This window comes from Bacillus sp. ISL-46 (genome assembly GCF_018613205.1).
Map to the genome: position 1 here is coordinate 68,882 of NZ_JAGGQR010000038.1, position 18,742 is coordinate 87,623.

At 38.3% G+C, this 18,742-nt stretch carries 15 protein-coding genes and 1 pseudogene; 8 read left to right on the top strand and 8 right to left on the bottom strand.

The annotated features are described in order from the left end of the window. Positions 1-4: 4 nt before the first annotated feature. From J7E67_RS18165 to J7E67_RS18185, 5 genes are all read right to left on the bottom strand, one after another. The gene (locus J7E67_RS18165) at positions 5-745 is read right to left on the bottom strand and encodes a sensor histidine kinase (protein ID WP_214717549.1); all 741 of its coding nucleotides are present in this window, start codon (positions 743-745) and stop codon (positions 5-7) included. A 97-nt stretch (positions 746-842) separates the two neighbouring features. Then, positions 843-1,838: an ABC transporter ATP-binding protein gene (locus J7E67_RS18170; RefSeq protein ID WP_251026847.1), complete on the bottom strand. Its 996-nt coding sequence runs from the start codon at positions 1,836-1,838 to the stop codon at positions 843-845. Then, positions 1,838-2,860, bottom strand: coding sequence for an ABC transporter ATP-binding protein (locus J7E67_RS18175; protein ID WP_214717548.1), 1,023 nt, complete (start codon positions 2,858-2,860; stop codon positions 1,838-1,840). The genes J7E67_RS18170 and J7E67_RS18175 overlap by 1 nt, the downstream gene beginning before the upstream one ends. Before the next feature lie 13 nt (positions 2,861-2,873). After that, on the bottom strand, positions 2,874-3,794 hold the full coding sequence (gene nikB, locus J7E67_RS18180; RefSeq protein WP_214732555.1) for a nickel ABC transporter permease: 921 nt from the start codon (positions 3,792-3,794) through the stop codon (positions 2,874-2,876). Between the two features lie 22 nt (positions 3,795-3,816). Beyond that, positions 3,817-4,719, bottom strand: coding sequence for an ABC transporter permease (locus J7E67_RS18185; protein ID WP_214717544.1), 903 nt, complete (start codon positions 4,717-4,719; stop codon positions 3,817-3,819). Between the two features lie 294 nt (positions 4,720-5,013). Here J7E67_RS18185 and J7E67_RS18190 point away from each other — a divergent pair, with 294 nt between their 5' ends. The 6 genes and pseudogenes from J7E67_RS18190 (at position 5,014) to fabF (ending at position 13,881) form a co-directional block, all read left to right on the top strand. Next, positions 5,014-6,591, top strand: coding sequence for a glutathione ABC transporter substrate-binding protein (locus J7E67_RS18190; RefSeq protein WP_214717542.1), 1,578 nt, complete (start codon positions 5,014-5,016; stop codon positions 6,589-6,591). A gap of 95 nt (positions 6,592-6,686) precedes the next feature. Beyond that, positions 6,687-7,925 (top strand): amidohydrolase family protein, encoded by a 1,239-nt coding sequence (locus J7E67_RS18195; RefSeq protein ID WP_214717540.1) that lies wholly within the window; start codon positions 6,687-6,689, stop codon positions 7,923-7,925. 21 nt (positions 7,926-7,946) lie between these two features. Beyond that, positions 7,947-9,167 carry an amidohydrolase gene (locus J7E67_RS18200; protein ID WP_214717538.1) on the top strand — a complete coding sequence of 407 codons (1,221 nt, stop codon included), beginning with the start codon at positions 7,947-7,949 and terminating at the stop codon, positions 9,165-9,167. 488 nt (positions 9,168-9,655) lie between these two features. Then, entirely contained in the window at positions 9,656-10,849 is a 1,194-nt protein-coding gene (locus tag J7E67_RS18205) for a nucleoside transporter C-terminal domain-containing protein (RefSeq protein ID WP_214717536.1), read from the top strand. Positions 10,850-10,988: 139 nt separating this feature from the next. Further along, a pseudogene (locus J7E67_RS32150) lies at positions 10,989-11,431 on the top strand (macro domain-containing protein). Between the two features lie 1,208 nt (positions 11,432-12,639). Beyond that, positions 12,640-13,881 carry a beta-ketoacyl-ACP synthase II gene (gene fabF, locus J7E67_RS18215; protein WP_214717534.1) on the top strand — a complete coding sequence of 414 codons (1,242 nt, stop codon included), beginning with the start codon at positions 12,640-12,642 and terminating at the stop codon, positions 13,879-13,881. 305 nt (positions 13,882-14,186) lie between these two features. Here the strand turns inward: fabF and rlmN are convergent, their stop codons facing one another. Next, a complete protein-coding gene (gene rlmN, locus J7E67_RS18220; protein ID WP_214717532.1) occupies positions 14,187-15,254 on the bottom strand; it encodes a dual-specificity RNA methyltransferase RlmN in 1,068 nt (355 codons plus the stop codon). A gap of 72 nt (positions 15,255-15,326) precedes the next feature. Then, entirely contained in the window at positions 15,327-16,277 is a 951-nt protein-coding gene (locus J7E67_RS18225) for a TRM11 family SAM-dependent methyltransferase (protein WP_214717530.1), read from the bottom strand. Between the two features lie 187 nt (positions 16,278-16,464). Here J7E67_RS18225 and J7E67_RS18230 point away from each other — a divergent pair, with 187 nt between their 5' ends. Next, the gene (locus J7E67_RS18230) at positions 16,465-16,917 is read left to right on the top strand and encodes an NUDIX hydrolase (RefSeq protein ID WP_214717528.1); all 453 of its coding nucleotides are present in this window, start codon (positions 16,465-16,467) and stop codon (positions 16,915-16,917) included. A gap of 85 nt (positions 16,918-17,002) precedes the next feature. On the opposite strand, the gene J7E67_RS18235 is transcribed toward J7E67_RS18230, so the two are convergent. Then, positions 17,003-17,398: a hypothetical protein gene (locus J7E67_RS18235; protein WP_214717526.1), complete on the bottom strand. Its 396-nt coding sequence runs from the start codon at positions 17,396-17,398 to the stop codon at positions 17,003-17,005. Positions 17,399-17,740: 342 nt separating this feature from the next. Here J7E67_RS18235 and J7E67_RS18240 point away from each other — a divergent pair, with 342 nt between their 5' ends. Next, positions 17,741-18,601, top strand: coding sequence for an alpha/beta hydrolase (locus J7E67_RS18240; RefSeq protein ID WP_214717524.1), 861 nt, complete (start codon positions 17,741-17,743; stop codon positions 18,599-18,601). Positions 18,602-18,742: the final 141 nt, after the last annotated feature.

The window sequence follows — 18,742 nt, forward strand, 5'->3', positions numbered from 1 at the left end:
CCTCCTATCCTAGTACAAATGGGAAAACAGCTAAAACACTGGTACCATCTTCTGAAGGTATTAATTTTACTGAAGTCTGATCTCCTGGAAAGAGAAGATCAAGCCTTTTTGCAATATTATCTAAACCAAGTCCATCTTTATGAGATTGGACCACCTGTCCTTCTAAGGCATTGTTCCAGACAGTTACATAAACTTCCTTCTCGTTCTTTTCAATGATTATTTTTAAAAAAGCCTCACCAATATGTCTGTCAAATGAATGCTTAAAGGCGTTCTCGACAAGAGTTTGAATTAAAAAAGGGATGATAACAGCCTGTCCTACTGTTGAATCCATGGATATTTCGTAATGAAGTCTGTCTCGGAACCTTATTTTTTGTATTTCCAAATAATAATTAATATAGGATAATTCCTCATTAATTGTTATTAAAGGTGTATTTGTCTTATATTTAAACTTAAGCAATCTTGAAAGGGTTTCAATCGAGTGAATTAATTCTGTTTTTCTCTCTAATCTTGCAAGGCTTAAAATGGAATTTAATGTATTAAAGAGGAAATGTGGTTGGATTTCCTGATTTAATTGATTATAAAGGGCTGTTTGCAGTTCTTTCTCGAGAGCAATTTCCCGTGTTTGCTTTTCTAAAAGATCAATTCGTTTTTCAAATATAAATAAAAACAGCAAAGTAAATGCACCTAGTAAAGGGGCTAAGACACATAGCATAATGTAAATGGAGAAAGCTTCAATATTAAGCATTAAACGAGATTCTCCTTTAGATGTAGAAAAAGGGAGTCTAGAAATACTCCCTTTATTAATATGATATTTTATAAAGTTTTTTATTTCTAATATAACTTTATTGCGAAAGTTGCTCTGCAAAATGGCAGCTGACAAAATGATTCTCAGCTAATTCTCTTAGGGCAGGTTCCTCTAATTTACACTTCTCCGTTGCAAAAGGACAGCGAGTATGGAAACGGCATCCGCTCGGAGGGTTAATAGGGGAAGGGACATCTCCTTTTAAGATGACACGTTCCCTTTTTAGGACTGGATTAGGTACCGGAATTGATGATAACAATGCCTTTGTATATGGATGAAGCGGTGAATCGAATAGATTCTTTTTATCAGCAATCTCAACGATCTTTCCTAAATACATAACCATTACTCGGTCGGAGATATGCCTTACTACACTTAAATCGTGTGAGATGAATAAAAAGGTAAGCTGAAACTGATTTTGTAGTTTTTTTAATAGATTTAGAATTTGGGCTTGGATGGAAACATCCAAAGCAGATACTGCTTCGTCACAAATAATTAATTTAGGATCGACTGCAAGTGCACGGGCAATCCCAATTCGCTGACGCTGCCCTCCACTAAATTCATGGGGATAGCGATCAAGTGCTTCTTGAGGTAGTCCGACATACCCCAGTAATTCTAACATTCTTTCCATCCTTTTCGGTTTTTCAACGACATTTTGAATGGCCATTGCTTCATTTAGAATATGCTTTACCGTTTGACGGGGGTTAAGTGAGGCAAAAGGATCTTGGAAAATTACTTGCAAGTCTCCTCTAAGCTTTCTCATCTCTTTATTATTAAGGCTTAAAATGTCTTTACCAGAGTAATATACATTCCCGTCTGTTGGTTCATCGAGCCGTAAAATCGCTCGTCCTGTAGTTGATTTACCGCAGCCAGATTCCCCAACAATACTTAGTGTTTCTCCTTCGTATAGGTGAAAAGAAATGTCGTCAACTGCTTTTACAAATGCCTTAGGTTTAAAAATGGAATCTGATTTAACAGGGAAATATTGTTTCAAATGGTCCACTTTTAATAATACTTTTTTCTCTGTAGCAGTCACCATTATTTAACAGCCCCCTCTTTTTCCACATGTCTCGTCCATTCGTCAGTGTACATCCAACAACGTACTTTAACACCATCATTTTGTTCAATTAGATCAGGCTTCTGCAAGTGACACAAAGGTTTCTGATGGGGGCACCTTGAAGCAAAACGGCAGCCTGTCGGCAAATTATACGGACTTGGTACACTCCCTTCGATCGTTTGCAATTCTTCTTGGTCCTCATGGATCTTCGGTAAAGAATTTAACAACCCTTGTGTATAGGGGTGCTTTGGATTTGTAAAAATCTTTTCAGTTGGCGCATGTTCAATAATATTGCCGGCATACATAACTGCAACTTTATCACATGTTTCAGAAACAACTCCTAAATCATGTGTAATCATAATAACGCCCATACCTATCTTTTTTTGTAAATCTTTAATTAGCTCTAATATTTGTGCTTGAATGGTTACATCTAAGGCTGTTGTTGGTTCATCGGCAATTAACACTTCTGGAGTACAGGCAAGTGCCATCGCAATCATTACACGCTGGCGCATACCTCCACTTAATTGGAATGGTTCTTGTTTTGCCCTTTTTTCAGGAGAAGGTATTCCCACAAGCTTAAGCATTTCAACTGTCTTAATCCACGCTTCCTTCTTTCTCATACCTTGATGCAATCTTAATGCTTCAGCAATTTGTTCTCCGACAGGAAGTACAGGATTTAATGATGTCATCGGTTCTTGGAAAATCATCGAGATTTCGTTTCCACGGATTTTCCTCATTTCATCCTCTGAGAGTGTGACTAAATCTTTCCCTTTATAAAGAACCTGTCCGCCGGCAACTTTCCCTGGAGGGGAGGGGATTAGTCGTAGTATGGAGAGAGATGTCATACTTTTTCCACAGCCTGATTCTCCGACAATACCTAAAGTCTCTCCCTTTCGAAGGGTAAAATCAATACCGTCAACGGCCTTACTTACACCATGTTTTGTAAAGAAATGTGTTTTTAATCCTTTTACTTCTAAAATTGGATTGTTTTTCTCACTCACCATTATTCACCGCCCGTTAATTTAGTTCAATTCGTTTATTAAAGAACCGATAGAATACGTCCACAAATAAATTCACGATAACAAAGATTAGCGAGGCAGCTAAAACTCCCCCTTGAACCACTGGTAAATCCCGCATTCGGATAGCATCAACAATCATTCTGCCAAGTCCGTTAATCGCAAAGATGGATTCAACTAATACAGTTCCGCCAAGCAGAGCACCAAACTGTAACCCAACAACCGTTATTACTGGAATTAAGGCATTCCGTAATGCGTGCTTATAAATAATGACATGTTCGCGCAGTCCTTTTGCTCGTGCTGTACGGATATAATCTTGCCTGATGACTTCAAGCATACTGGAACGAGTCATCCGGGCAACAATTGCTGCACCTCCTGCTCCTAATGTTAGAGCAGGAAGGATGACGTGAAGGATACTATCCCATCCTGCAACCGGAAGAATTTGCAGTTTTACGGAGAAGAAATACATCATCATTAAACCAAACCAAAAGCTCGGTAAGGAAATTCCAAGTAGGGCAACTAGCATAACACTTGTATCTGTAAGTGAATAAGGTTTAACCGCTGAAATAATTCCCGCTGCCATACCTAAAACGATTGTGATAATGATACTAAAAAATGCTAACTCCATTGTGATCGGTAGTCTAACCATTATTTCATCAAGTACTGGCTGGCTATTCTTAAGTGAATTACCAAAGTCTCCTTGAAATACATTCAAAAGGTAGTCAAAATATTGAACCAGTAATGGCCGGTTTAACCCCAATTGCTCGCGAATGGCATTAACTGTTTCTTTTGATGCCCCTTCACCTGCAAGCAAAACAGCAGGATCACCGGGAACTAGTTGCATGATAAAAAATACGACAAAAGTTACCCCAATTACTACTGGGATCGTTTGGACTAAACGGCGTAAAATAAACATCAACATCGTCTGCTAACCTCCTTAAATTTTACTTTTTCATTCTTGGATCAAAAGCATCGCGTAATCCATCACCAAAGATATTAAAACCTAAAACGAGGATAGAAATCGCTAAACCTGGGAAAATCGCAATGTATGGAGCAGAGAATAAGAAATCCCTTCCATTACTTAGCATCGTTCCCCATTCCGGAGAAGGAGGCTGTGCGCCAAGACCAAGAAACGATAAGCCTGCAGCTGATAAAATCGCCGTCGCAAGACGTAATGTCCCTTGGACAATAATTGGAGAAAGAATATTCGGTAAAATATGTTTGAAAATAATTGTAAAATCATTTGCGCCAAGCGACCGTATGGCGTCGATATACTCGAGACGTTTCACTTCTAATGTAGAACCGCGGACAATTCGTGCAAATAACGGAACGGAAAATGCTCCAACCGCGATCGTAACATTAATAAGACCTGGTCCTAGAGCACTTATGATGGCTAATGCTAGTAGGATTCCAGGAAAGGCGAGCATGACGTCCATCAATCGCATAATGAACGTATCAACCCATTTTCCATAATAGCCAGCAACTAGTCCAAAAATGATTCCGAAGAATGAGCCAAAGGCTACAGCAGCAAAACCGACTCCCATCGAAAGTCTTGAGCCATACAGAATACGACTTAATATATCTCTCCCTTTATCATCAGTTCCCATCCAGTGATCATTCGATGGAGGCAGTAATTTATCTTCTAATATAATTTCATATGGATTGTATGGGGCTAAGAGCGGTGCAAATAATCCGATAAAAATGTAAAAGAGGATAATAATTGCACCGACCATCGCTGCTTTATTAACCATTAAAATAGAAAGGAAGTCTTTTAATTTAGATTGTTTCGGTAGATTAATCGTTTGTGTGATTACAATTGGTTTTTCAGTGTTTGCTTCAACTGACATGTAAAACCCTCCTTATTTTAATTTTTTTGAAAGATAAGGTGTAATTGATCGTTGCGGTGGACCCCCTTCTAAACTTTCAGACTTTTTATTGGGTTATGTACAAATTATCAAAATTAGGTGAAAAGTAAATGTTTTTTAAATAATATGTCAATATAGTTAAAATTTAAGTAAATATTCTGTAAATATTATTATCTATTGTCTTTTATAATGCAGATATGTACTAGCGGAAGGATGGTGGATAACCGATTGAAGGGTCAGAATTTACAAAATAACAAAATAAGGGAGCATAAAAAAATGGAGAAAAAAGGACGCAGTATTAATAAGGGTCTACTATTTGTTCTAATCGGCTTAATGTTGATTTTTGTTCAAGCTTGTTCTACAAAATCAACTTCTTCAACTGATACGGCAAGCAAAAAAGAGGCAACCAAACAAGGCGGTACATTAACAGTTGTAAGGCTTTCTGATGCTACAAAACTTGATCCGCATTTTATCACAGATATTCCTTCTGCGAATATCATTTATCAAAAAGTTTATCAGACACTAATTGCACCAGATAAAGACTTCAAAATTAAACCACTGTTAGCGAAAGAATGGAAAGTCGTAAATGACACAACATGGGAATTTAAATTACAAGAAGGCGTTAAATTCCATGATGGAGCACCATTCAATGCTGAAGCTGTTAAAACAACATTTGATCGTATGTTAGATCCGAAAACAGAATCACCGCAACGCGAGAAGTTCTCAATGATTAAGGAAGTAAAAGTTGTGGATGATTATACAGTTCAATTATTACTTGAATATCCTTATGCTCCACTGCTATCTATTTTGGCCAGCCAAGAAGGTAGTATTATTAGTCCAAAAGCACTTACAGAAAACCCGGATACATTATCACAGCACCCAGTTGGTACAGGTCCATTTGTGTTTGAATCATGGAAGACTGGACAAGAAATTTCATTAAAGAGAAATGAAAACTACTGGGGGAAGAAACCTAATATTGATAGAGTAGTATTCAAAGTCGTTCCTGAAGATGCAACCCGACTAGCTATGATTGAAACAGGTGAGGCGCATATTAATGACCAAGTGCCTGTAACCGAGATTGAGCGCATTGAAGCTTCTGACAAAATGGGACTCTATCGTACAGAAGGACTAGCTGTTGAATATCTTGGATTTAACACAAAGAAAAAACCGTTTGATGATGTAAGAGTTCGTAAGGCAATCAGCCACGGCATTGAAAGAGAAGCAATTATTAAAGGCGTTTATAATAACGTTGGAACCCTTGCCAATGTAGCAATGAGCCCTAAGGTGCTTGGATACAGTGATAAGGTTAAAGCATATGACTATGATTTGAACGAAGCAAAGAAATTGTTAAAAGAAGCTGGCTATGAAAAAGGATTAAATGTCACTTTATTAACAAGTGACCGAAAAGAACGTATTAACATGGCTGAAGTGATGCAATCGCAATTAAAAGGGATTGGAGTAAATGTGAAAATCCAGGTAATGGAATATGGTGCTTATATCGACATGATTGAAAAAGGTGAGCACGATATGGCCATTGGTGGATGGGGAAATGCAACCGGCGACGGAGATTACAACCAGTATAACTTATTCCATTCAGCATCACAGGGAGCTGCAGGGAACCATTTCTACTATAGTAATCCAGATGTAGACAAAATGATTGAATCAGCACGAAAAGAAACAGATGAGCAAAAACGATTAAAGCTATATGAAGATGTAATGCAGAAAGAGATTGACGATGCGGTTTATGTTCCAATCCGAAATTATGAACATTTGGCTGCCTATAGTAAAAATGTAAGTGGTTTTTGGTTAAATGCTGCCAACTATCTAATGATTGATGATGTAGTAATTAAATAAGTGACTTTATGAAGAAATGAATAGTGTTCAAGGAGGAAAAGTACTTTTGTGAAAAAAGTACTTTTCCTAGTTCTATAACTTAGGAGGGAATAGGAATGACAATTTTTTGGTTAACGAATGTCTGCTTAGAAAAAGGTTTCATTTATGAAAATGATCGAATTGTCGCAACCAAGACAGAAATTTGCCACTTGAAAATTGAAGGCGGTAAAATTACTGAAATTACAAATAAAATTCCTAATACAAAGGTTAAGCAGCATGATGCGAATGGTAAGCTATTACTGCCATCCTTAAGAGATATGCATATTCATATCGATAAAACCTATTATGGTGGACCATGGAAAGCATGTACGCCCATCACAAAAGGCATTTTTACCAGATTAGAAGAAGAAAAAGAACTGCTGCCAAAGCTCCTGCCGACAGCCCAAGAGCGTGCTGAGAAAATGATTGAACTATTTATTAAAAACGGCCATACCCATATTCGCACCCATTGTAATGTTGACCCAGTGATTGGACTTAAAAATCTTGAGGTAACCGTCAATGCATTGAAAAAATATGAGGATGTTCTTACCTATGAGATTGTTGCCTTTCCACAGCACGGTTTATTAAAAAGTGACTCAGTTCAGCTCATTCGTGATGCGATGAAGAATGGCGCGACATTAGTTGGAGGCGTCGACCCTGCGACTGTGGATCGGAACATTGAAAAATCTTTAAACACTATTTTTGATATTGCTGTTGAAAACAATAAGGGCGTAGATATTCATTTACATGATCCGAATACATTAGGAGCATTTACATTTGAACGCATGGCTTATTATACGAAGGAATCTGGACTTAAAGGTAGAGCCACGATTAGCCATGGAATTGCATTAGGTGACCTGGATGGTGAGGAACTTAATGAAATCACTGCTATTCTAAAAGAACAAGAGATGGATGTTACCACCACTGTTCCTATAAATCGGGCGACAATTCCGATACCAACTCTTGATAAATTAGGGATTCAAGTATCTGTTGGACATGACAGTATTACAGACCACTGGTCTCCATTTGGAACTGGAAACTCGATCCAAAAGCTGGGGGTTCTTGCTGAAAGATTCCGCATGAGTGACGAATATTCATTATCAACTACCCTAAAATACGGAACTGGCGGTGTAACACCACTGAATGAAAAAGGTGAGCGTGTCTGGCCAAAGGTTGGCGATGATGCAACGATGATGCTAGTAAAGGCCACTTGTTCAGCAGAAGCAGTCGCAAGAAGAGCACCGGTAGAAGCATTGTTCTTCAAAGGAAAAAAGGTTGAAAGTAAACTAGAAGACACAGACCTAGTGCGTGTTTAAACTTATAAAGGAGGAGAAAGAATGACTACCTCATATTGGTTGACAAATGTTCGGTTAGAGACAGGCTATGTACAGGATGAAAAAGGAGTCTATGAAACAAAGACAGAGCTTTTCCATTTGAAAATTCAGGGTGGGAAAATTGTTGAAAAGCAAAAGCTGAGTTTTAACATTCCATCTGGTGAGAAAGCTGTGGACGGAAAATGTTTTTTGGCGTTACCTACCTTTAAAGAAATGCACAACCATTTGGATAAAACCTATCTTTCACTTGATTGGAAGGCTCCTATTCCTGCAAAAAATTTGAAGGACCGATTACGTATGGAAGCAATGGAACTTGAGGAATTGGCGCCAACAACAAAACAGCGTGCTAGTGCCATGATTGACTTACTGCTTTCACAAGGATCCACACATATCCGCACCCATGTAAATATTGACCCTTATATTGGTTTGAAAAATTTAGAAGGCGTAAAAACAGCATTGGAGGATTACACTGATAAGCTAACCTACGAGATTGTTGCCTTCCCTCAGCATGGATTATTAACTGAAAATGTCATTCCACTTATGAAAGAGGCAATGAGATCAGGTGCCCAATTAGTTGGGGGATTAGACCCAGCTGGAATTGACCGCAATATCGAAAAATCACTCTATGAAGTGATGAATCTAGCAACAGAATTTGATGCAGATGTAGATATCCATTTGCATGACAGCGGCCATGTTGGTTTTTATACGGTAGATAAATTGACAGAAATGGTAGAAGCAGCGAAATGGCACAATCGCGTGGCTGTAAGCCATGCATTCAGTCTAGGAGAAGTACCAGTTCCACAACAGGAAGAAATCGCCGATAAATTGAGCAAGTTAGGAATTTCTGTTATGTCTACGATTCCAATTACAAAAACTCTGCCTCCAATTGATTTATTAGATCGAAGGGGAGTAAACGTGTATTTAGGGTGTGATGGTTTCTATGACTCTTGGGGGCCATATGGAACAGGGGATGTTTTAGAAAAGGTAACCCGATATAGTGAGCTGTACCGGAAAAGTGACGAACGTGCATTAGCTCAGACACTAAAGTATGCTACTGGGGGACCTACCCCATTAACGAAAGACGGTGAAGTAACCTGGCCTCTGGTAGGCGATGAAGCAAATTTTGTTCTTGTAAATGCATCATGTTCTGCTGAAGCAGTTGCTAGAACACCAGAGCGCGAAGCAGTTATTTTTAAAGGAAAAGTTGTATTTGGACAACTGTAAACATTGTTTTTAAGAACTTAATAGTTTAGGAAGAGAAGTCTTTCACATTTGGATTATCCGTAACCCAAAAAACATCTATAAAATTAACAGTGCAATTCGCAAATGAATTAGCACTGTTTCTTATTTTTATATAAGATTTAATTTATATTTGTGCTCTAAATGGGTTACTAAAACCTCTTACTGATTCACTTCCGTTATATCCTCAGGTTATGGAAAAAAGTAGTTCCTTTCTCCATAAGCCTTCATCACTATTCATTCCCTACCCCCCAGAATATACTACGTTCCTTCTATTCTTACTAACTTATACTTATAAAAATACCATCAAGAAAAGTTCAGTGTAGCTACAAGAATAATCTAATTTTTCTCCCATTCGTCGTAACATAAATAATATTTCCCCGGCTTTACTCTTCAACAAACCCGTGAAAAGTTGAGGGATTTTTCTATACAAATAAACTTTCTGGGAATATTAAACCAAAGGAGTTGATAACTTGTATTTTTTGTTTAATGTACTTGGAGTAATAGTTATGATCGTTCTTATTTATTTTTGCTCCCCTAATAAAAGAAACGTTAAGTGGAAATCCATTTTGACGTTGTTAGTTGTTGAATTAGCGATCACCTGGTTTATGTTATCGACGAAAATTGGGTCATGGATCATTAATAAGATAGCATCGTTCTTTAATTGGTTAATTGCTTGTGCGAACGAAGGAACTTCATTTGTATTCCCATCCGTGATGGCGAATGAGCAGGTGGATTTCTTTTTTAGTGCGTTAATGCCGATTATTTTCATTATTACGTTCTTTGATATTTTAACGTACTTCGGAATTTTAACATGGATCATTGATAAAGTGGGATGGCTCATTTCAAAAGTATCTGGACTGCCAAAGCTTGAGAGTTTCTTCTCAATCCAGATGATGTTTCTTGGAAATACAGAAGCCCTGGCCGTTATCCGTCAGCAGTTGACAGTGTTAAAGGAACATCGTCTGCTAACGTTTGGAATCATGAGTATGAGCAGCATCAGCGGTTCGATCATTGGGGCCTACTTAACAATGGTTCCAGCGACATATGTATTTGTGGCGATTCCGTTGAATTGCCTGAACGCGCTTTTGATTGCGAATATGCTGAATCCTGTTGAGGTGAGTAAAGAGGAAGATATCGTTTATGTCCCTACAAAAGAAGAGCGAAAAGATTTCTTTTCAACAATCTCAAACAGTATGCTTGTTGGTGTCAAAATGGTTATTGTCATCATGGCAATGGTCATTGGTTATGTTGCCTTAACTGCTGGTATAAATGGAATTTTAGGGTTCATAGTGAAAGGGTTGACCATCCAAAAAATATTCTCCATTATCTTTAGCCCATTCGCCTTCTTGCTTGGATTAGCTGGGGATGATGCCATGTATGTAGCACAATTAATGGGAATAAAGCTAGCGACCAATGAGTTTGTTGCGATGCTTGATCTAAAAGGCAAGATAAGTGGACTTGCTCCGCATACAGTCGCTGTTGCCGTTACGTTCCTAACTTCATTTGCCAACTTTAGTACCGTCGGTATGATTTATGGAACATTTAATTCAATCCTTAGTGAAGAAAAATCAAGTATCATCGGAAAAAATGTCTGGAAGCTGTTGGTCAGTGGAGTAGGAGTATCTTTATTGAGTGCGATGATTGTTGGATTATTTGTTTGGTAAAGGAGTGAAAAGTAATGGTAGAGGAGATTAATGGTAATAAACTGGAACTAGTTGTTGGCGATATTACATTGCAAAGGAAAGATTCTATTGTTACTGCAGCAAATGGTTCCCTTTTAGCGGGGGTGGAGTAGAAGGAGCAATCCACCGAGCTGCAGGAAATGAATTATTACAAGAATGCAAAAGAATTCGGAATGAAGCGCTAAACGGAAATTATTTACCTACTGGTGAAGCGGTAATAACGAAGGGATATAACTTGCCTGCAAAATATGTGGTTCATACGGTAGGTCCTGTTTGGAGTGGAATAACTGGGAACGAGGAAGTGCTCTTAGCAAACTGTTACAAAACTCACTACAACTTGCTGCGGAAAAAGGTCTTAAAAGTATTGTATTTCCGTCTATCTCTACAGGTATATTTAGATTCCCGATAGAGTTAGCATCAAACATTGCACTCAAAACTATAATAGACTTTTTGAAAACTAATCCATTCGGTGATGTTGCGATGGTTTTATTCTCTCAAGATGATTATCGAGTATATCAAACCTCCTTAGACCATATTTTAACAAAAGATGTTATCAGTAAATAATTCATAGAAACATTTGATAGATAATTAGAGCTATTGGCTACAAAAATCAGAGAAAAGTAGTTGAAAATGCATCCAATGAGGGCTATTGGCTACAAAAATTAGAGAAAAGAAGTTGAAAATGCATCCAATGAGGGCTATTGGCTACAAAAATCAGAGAAAAGAAGTTGAAAATGCATCCAATGAGGGCTATTGGCTACAAAAATCAGAGAAAAGAAGTTGAAAATGCATCCAATGAGGGCTATTGGCTACAAAAATCAGAGAAAAGAAGTTGAAAATGCATCCAATGACGTACGGTCTCTATAGCCAAAAAGGCCCCAGTCCTAATGTTTGTCTAGAGGACTGGGACCTTTTTTATTTTCATAATATAGTCAGTACTTAAAAAAATCATTCCTCTTCTGTATATGCTTCGGTGGTCGTATCCATGCACTCCCAACATTCACTTCTATTCCTTTCAAACTTGGACAATTCACTCCCACAAGAAATGCAAACATCCATAGTATAGATTCCCCTTTCATGTGAAAATTTTTAATAAAACCTATAAGCCGTAAAAACCTATTATGTTTAATGTATTCCACGATAGCTTGTTAGAGAACCTTGAAACTTCATAGCTAAAACAAAATCAATCGTGAGTTCCACTTTTTAAAATCAGACAGGTACTGGGGTCAGGTTTTCTTTTAGAAAACATGTCTAATCAGGTTTTATATTTTTCCATATTAATATAGTAATAAACTTCTAGGAGGTGTAAATGATTGAAACGTAGAAAAAAGAGCCTGCTGCCTCTTTGTATTTTTCCAGGTTATCGATGGTGTGGGCCAGGATGCAGCGGGCCGGGTAGTCCAATTAATGATGTAGATGGCTGCTGCTACCAGCATGACCGCTGTCTGAGCCGAGGGAATTCCCCGTGTTACTGTGATAAGCAATTTATGGAATGCCTCAGCTCAAAAATTAATCCTCATACGCAAAAAGGAAGAAATGCCCGCCTAATGTACGGCTTTATGAAACTGAAAACAACATTCACCTGTCCCAAATAGGTGATGTGTAGTTAAACTTTGATATGCTTAAGTGACATCCATTTGCTTACACAAAATAAACTTAAATCTAAAGATAGTTCGATATCAATTTGTCCAACCACTCTAAATTAGTTAAACTATAAAGGATGATAATTCGTCGGTAAATTACTTTGAATAATGGGTGGGAGAGAGCATTAAATGAATAAAAGAGTAGTGATTACAGGTATTGGAGCAGTCACTCCTTTGGGGAATGATGCTCATTCAACATGGGAACAGATTAAACGTGGTGTCTCAGGTATTGGACCAGCAACGATATTTGATGTAGAAAAAGTGGATATCAAAATCGCCGCGGAAGTAAAGGGCTTTGCACCAGAAGAATTTATGGATAAAAAAGAAGCGAGAAGAATGGGGCGTTATAGCCAGTTCGCAGTTGCTGCAAGTCAAATGGCTGTCAATGATGCAGGAATCCGAATCGGTGAGAATATTCAACCTGAGCGAGTGGGCGTTTGGATTGGATCAGGAATTGGCGGGCTAGCTGAATTCGAGGAACAACATCGGAAATTTATTGAAAAAGGTCAAAGAAGAGTCAACCCGTTTATTATTCCCATGTTTATCCCTGACATGGCGGCTGGACAAGTTTCTATTGCACTTGGAGCAAAAGGAATCAACAATTGTTCGGTTACAGCATGTGCGTCAGGCGCCAATTCAATCGGTGATGCATTCCGCGTTATTCAAAAGGGGAATGTGGATATGATAATTGCTGGCGGAACAGAAGCAACGATTACAGAGATGACCGTTGCCGGATTTTCTAATATGACAGCCCTTTCAAAAAATCCAGATCCGAACACAGCAAGCCGGCCTTTTGATAAGAATCGTGATGGATTTGTCATCGGGGAAGGCGCAGGAATTGTGGTGCTAGAAGAATTAGAGCATGCTTTAGCGCGTGGTGCGAATATATATGGGGAATTGATAGGATATGGAGCTACGGGTGATGCCCATCATATTACTACACCTGCACCAGACGGAGATGGACCAGGGAGAGCAATGAAATTAGCATTAGATGATGCTGGGATTTCCCCTGAACAAGTCGACTATATCAATGCACATGGGACCTCGACTTATTATAATGATTTGTATGAAACGTTAGCCATTAAAGAGGTTTTCAAGGAACATGCCTATACTTTATCTGTCAGTTCCACGAAATCGATGACGGGCCACTTGTTGGGAGCTACAGGAGCAATTGAGGCCATTTTTTCTCTATTAGCCATCAAGGAAGGAATCATTCCTCCAACCATTAACTATCAAACACCTGATGAACAACTTGATTTAGATTATGTCCCCAATGTGGCAAAGGAGAAGGATGTTCAAGTAGTGCTATCCAACTCATTAGGATTTGGCGGTCATAATGCCACATTGATTTTTAAAAAGTTTACTGAGTAACTAAAATGAAGGTGTCTAAATATCATTTAGATACCTTTTTTGTATGTTGTTTTTCCACTATTAAAATAAAAAACAAGTCGATAAAAGGACTTTTATCGGTAATAAATCACACTTTGACAGGTTTCCCGATAATTCCTTCCTAACCAAACGTTTGATTAATAACAAGAAAACCCCTTGAATTAAAAAGGATTTTTCCCGGGAAATGGAGAAAAGAATGTCGAAATCGGCACAGACATAAAATGCGGATAAAACTAAAAAGGTTATGTTAAACCAAACACCTTGTTTAACATAACCTTTTAATGAAATTACTGTACTTCAGCTTTTTTGATTTGTTTGCTTCGTAACTGGCCGCACGCCGCATCAATATCTGTTCCGTGTTCTTGGCGGATTTTACAATTAATCCCGCCCTTTTTCAACGTATCATAAAATGCCAGGACTGATTCCTGTTCACTTCTTTGATATTGACTATGTTCATCGACCGGATTATATGGAATTAAGTTTACATAGACTTGCTGTCCGAGAGGGCGAAGAAGTTCGGCCAGTTGCTCGGCTTCTTGCTTATGATCATTTACATCACGCAACAGAATATATTCAATGGTAATCCGACGGTTTGTCTTTTCTACGTAATACTCCATCGCCTGCATTAATCTTTCAATCGGAATCGCACGGTTTATTTTCATAATACGTGTACGAAGCTCATTATTTGGCGCATGCAAGGAAACAGCAAGATTTACCTGCAGCCCCATATCCGTGAACTCAATAAGCTTGTCCGCGAGACCGCTGGTTGACACGGTGATCCGTCTAGCCGCAATCGCAAGCCCTTTATCATCTTTAATCACCCTGATAAAGTCTATTAGGTTTATAAAATTATCAAATGGTTCACCAATCCCCATCACGACTACGTGACTGACCGTTTCACCTTGTCCTTTGTTGTCCAGATGCAATTGAACGTTCATAATTTGCTCGACAATTTCCCCACTCGATAAATCCCGGCTTTTTGCTAATAAACCACTCGCACAAAAACTGCAGCCGATGTTACAGCCTACTTGCGTTGTCACACAAACGGAAAGGCCATATTTCTGGCGCATTAAAACCGTTTCAATCAAGTTGCCATCCTGAAGTTTAAACAAGAACTTAATTGTTCCATCGGCGGATTCTTGCTTAATATGCTCCTGTAAGGTTTGGATCACGAAGTTGTCTGACAGTAATTGAACACACGCTTGATTTACTTCTGTCATTTCCAAGAAATTTGTGACACGCTTTCGATAAAGATATTCCCATACTTTTTGTGCTCTCGACTTCTTCTCACCGTGCTCGGTAAGCCAGGATGCCAATTGATCTATCGTTAATCCATAGATGGACTCTTTATTCATAAGTTCCCCTCATTTCGTTACAGTAATAATTCTTTTTTTACACAGATTCCGATATATCTTAAAAGAGCCCTATCAATTACATACAATCACTTCTCGTATAAATAACCCTTTTTTAGCAACCGCTCGATCAATAATCGAAAAACCTGCTTTAATAAGGATTTCATCGATCGGTTCAACGGTGACCACGACCACTCTGTTTGCGATACGACGTGCACTTTGGAGCATCTCAAGCTGTTCTTCCGGGGTTATCACCGAACACAAATTATAAGGCAAATCAATAATTGCTACATCATAATGATTGGTGATCTCGCGAATATCAGCTAAAATTATTTCTCCGCTAAGACCAAAGTGTATCATGTTTTCTCGTGCCCCAGGAAGGATCAACTGATTGCGATCACTTCCGACAATATCAATTCCCATCGACCTAGCTTCAACTAGGACGGTTCCAATTCCACAGCAAGGATCGATGGCCTTAATTCCGTTTGGATTGGGGATGGCGATATTTACCACTGCTCTAGCCACACGTGTGTTGAGCGCTGTGGAATAACTGTTTGGCTTCTTTTGATGCCGAAACCAAACCGACTCACTTTTTACATACTCACCGAAGACCCAACTTCCGTCTATATTCATGACGCTAAACAATCGATCAGGATGACGAAGATCTGCTTGACCATTGATGTGTAAGCCAAGCTCTCGTTCAATGGCACGTCGGTTTTCGAATCCTTCTTGTTCACTTTTTGCCTGACCACTATTTTTTACATAGGTGACTTTAAACGTTGCTCCGCTTAGTTGTAAAGTTTCTACCTGTATAAAAAGATCCTCAAGGCTTTCCACCTCATATAACACCGTGATTCTTTCTTTAATAAACGGGCTTCGACTTGGGTCGATTTTTACGAAACTTTCCAAGACATTAGATTGAGACACCTCACCGAATAATGAGCGCATTTCCAAAGCACACAAAGAGCGTTCATCCTCAGCATAGGCGTAAGTATATATATAGGTCGTACCTTTTTGGAGAGTCATATCCAAATCGTTATCATACTTTAATTTATTTATTTCATCTTCACCTCAAGTTTATCTGAAAAACATAATCTATTATACCAAGAAAAGACGCATTTTTAAAAATTTCCTTTAATTGGGTGTCGAAATGAGTGTCGGGCACCAATTCGCTAGATTATAATTATAATGAGGCAATTTATGGAGGTTAATGATGGGCTATATTGAAGATTTACGAAAAATAGTCGGGAACCGGCCACTTATTTTAGTAGGTGCTATGGTGTGCGTAATTGATGATAAAGGAAAAATTCTTTTACAAAAAAGACCTGAAGGCATTTGGGGACTTCCAGGCGGGCTATTAGAATTAGGGGAGTCTGTCGAGGAGGCCGGAAGAAGAGAAGTGTTTGAAGAAACCGGCGTTGAAATTGGCCAACTTCAGTTAGTAGAGATATTTTCAGGTAAGCAGTATTTTCGAAAGCTGCCAAATGGCGATGAATTCTATCCAGTCACGATTGCCTATGTATCAAAAGATATTAAAAAGAATACGATCAAAATTGATGGGAAAGAGTCGATTGATGCTGGATTTTTCCCGTTACACGAGTTACCGGAACAAACCAGTCCGTTAGTCATGAAAATGATTCAACAATATCCTAATATGCTCAAATAGACCTTTCATAAGAAGGTCTATTTGCAGGTATAGTCAATGGTGTAATATAGTATTTGTCTCCATGGACATCATATAGACAGAATAATTACATTTTCTCATTCGCAGCAAGAGCTGGTAATTTTTTTAGATTTGATATCCACTCGTTGTAGTGGCCTTCACATAGCCCTCTAAGAAAGTGGTAATTTGAACAATTTTTAACTCCACATAATTTTATTACTTTTGGCATATGTGGGTAGCCTAATTTATTGTAAATGTAGTTATGATGTTCACAGTATCCATTTGCAAAATAAGGTTTGGAACAGTCTACAGCCAGACAATGGTCAATTGAGCAAGCTTCTACCCTAATAGTGTCTATTTTTCCGGACCTTCTCATTCTTACATAATGCTTATTACATAACTGTCGTGCTTTTATTTGTTCATCGCATCCCTCTACCGTACATATACCCTTTGTTGAATACCGCTTATTTTCAAGGATTTCCATCTTACTCACCTCCCGTACATGCTGTCGAATTTTTATAGACATTTTTTCCTATCAAATTGCTGCTTATATTTTTGTCGAAATTTCTTTAATTTTTATATTATTGAAATAATAATACAATTTCTTAGGTTTGTATATATACTTTAAAATATTCAAAGTATTAAGATTTGTAAGCGATTTTTTGGACAAACATATTGAAGGTGCCGGAGTATATAGCTGTGGTTTCCAAAGGCCAAGTTTTTTTGCGGTTATTTTTGCATTGTTTTATAATAAAAGGAACTTAAAATGCTTTCTAAACTACAATGACTTGATTTAATAAGGTTTTCAACAGGAGGATTACTTGGAATGACAACAGAAGGGACATTTAATGGTGTCGATGGAACAGAACTATTTTTTCAAGTGACCGAGCCATTAACGGCTCCAAAAGCGGCAGTTATTTTAGTTCACGGTCATGGCGACCATAGCGGAGGGCTCCAGAATCTTAGCGAAAGTTTGGTTAAAAAAGAATATATTGTTTATGCCTTTGATTTGCGCGGTCATGGAAAAAGTACTGGTAAAAGGGGATTTATCCGGTCTTGGGATGAATTTAGAGGGGATTTACACGAGTTTCGAAAGCTCGTATCTCTAGATCAGCCCGAATTGCCATTGTATATTGTGGGACATAGCATTGGCGGCCTGATTACCCTCGACTATGCTTTAGATCATAGCGCAGGTATCTCAGGCATTATTGCGATTTCACCTGCCATCTCTTACGAAGTGACACCGATAGAGCAGTTAGGGATTAGCTTAATGGGGAAGGTTAAACCAGACTATAGTATCAATAAATCTCGAAATTTTCGATTGCTGAGGAAAAATTCAGCCGTGCGTGCTAAATATTATTCCGACCGTTTACGTCACAATATCGTTACACCTGGTTTGGGACATAGCTTAATCCAAGCGACTTCACGCGTTGTAAATAAAGCAACTTCGATTAGTCTTCCGTTTTTATTGCAATACGGACTTGACGATAGAATTACACCACCAGCAAAGCTGAGCCAATTTTTTCAACAAGTTGCTTCAAAGGATAAACAGCTATATGAGTACTCTTTAGTCAAGCATCGCCCCTTTGATGGAGTGGGAAGAGAGAAGTTTTTAGGAGATTTGGTTGGCTGGTTAGACAAACAGATGGATAAAAAACAAAAGGTGCTATATATAGAGATCATTTAAAGTCCATTTCCCGCTATTTTATGAAGAGCTGGACTTTAGTTGAAAATAAGATATTTTCTTACTACAGTACATAATGCTGTGGTATTTTTCGTATATGAAGACATAATCGGTCCAGCGGTAACATAGGAAGGGTATGATGCC

What these genes read in the sequence shown, in the direction of transcription:
- rlmN (WP_214717532.1), bottom strand. Translation starts at nt 15,254, where the DNA reads ATGAATAAAGAGTCCATCTATGGATTAACGATAGATCAATTGGCATCC.
- J7E67_RS18235 (WP_214717526.1), bottom strand. Translation starts at nt 17,398, where the DNA reads ATGGAAATCCTTGAAAATAAGCGGTATTCAACAAAGGGTATATGTACG.
- J7E67_RS18195 (WP_214717540.1), top strand. Translation starts at nt 6,687, where the DNA reads ATGACAATTTTTTGGTTAACGAATGTCTGCTTAGAAAAAGGTTTCATT.
- J7E67_RS18190 (WP_214717542.1), top strand. Translation starts at nt 5,014, where the DNA reads ATGGAGAAAAAAGGACGCAGTATTAATAAGGGTCTACTATTTGTTCTA.
- J7E67_RS18175 (WP_214717548.1), bottom strand. Translation starts at nt 2,860, where the DNA reads ATGGTGAGTGAGAAAAACAATCCAATTTTAGAAGTAAAAGGATTAAAA.
- J7E67_RS18185 (WP_214717544.1), bottom strand. Translation starts at nt 4,719, where the DNA reads ATGTCAGTTGAAGCAAACACTGAAAAACCAATTGTAATCACACAAACG.
- J7E67_RS18240 (WP_214717524.1), top strand. Translation starts at nt 17,741, where the DNA reads ATGACAACAGAAGGGACATTTAATGGTGTCGATGGAACAGAACTATTT.
- J7E67_RS18230 (WP_214717528.1), top strand. Translation starts at nt 16,465, where the DNA reads ATGGGCTATATTGAAGATTTACGAAAAATAGTCGGGAACCGGCCACTT.
- J7E67_RS18225 (WP_214717530.1), bottom strand. Translation starts at nt 16,277, where the DNA reads ATGACTCTCCAAAAAGGTACGACCTATATATATACTTACGCCTATGCT.
- nikB (WP_214732555.1), bottom strand. Translation starts at nt 3,794, where the DNA reads ATGTTGATGTTTATTTTACGCCGTTTAGTCCAAACGATCCCAGTAGTA.
- fabF (WP_214717534.1), top strand. Translation starts at nt 12,640, where the DNA reads ATGAATAAAAGAGTAGTGATTACAGGTATTGGAGCAGTCACTCCTTTG.
- J7E67_RS18200 (WP_214717538.1), top strand. Translation starts at nt 7,947, where the DNA reads ATGACTACCTCATATTGGTTGACAAATGTTCGGTTAGAGACAGGCTAT.
- J7E67_RS18165 (WP_214717549.1), bottom strand. Translation starts at nt 745, where the DNA reads ATGCTTAATATTGAAGCTTTCTCCATTTACATTATGCTATGTGTCTTA.
- J7E67_RS18170 (WP_251026847.1), bottom strand. Translation starts at nt 1,838, where the DNA reads ATGGTGACTGCTACAGAGAAAAAAGTATTATTAAAAGTGGACCATTTG.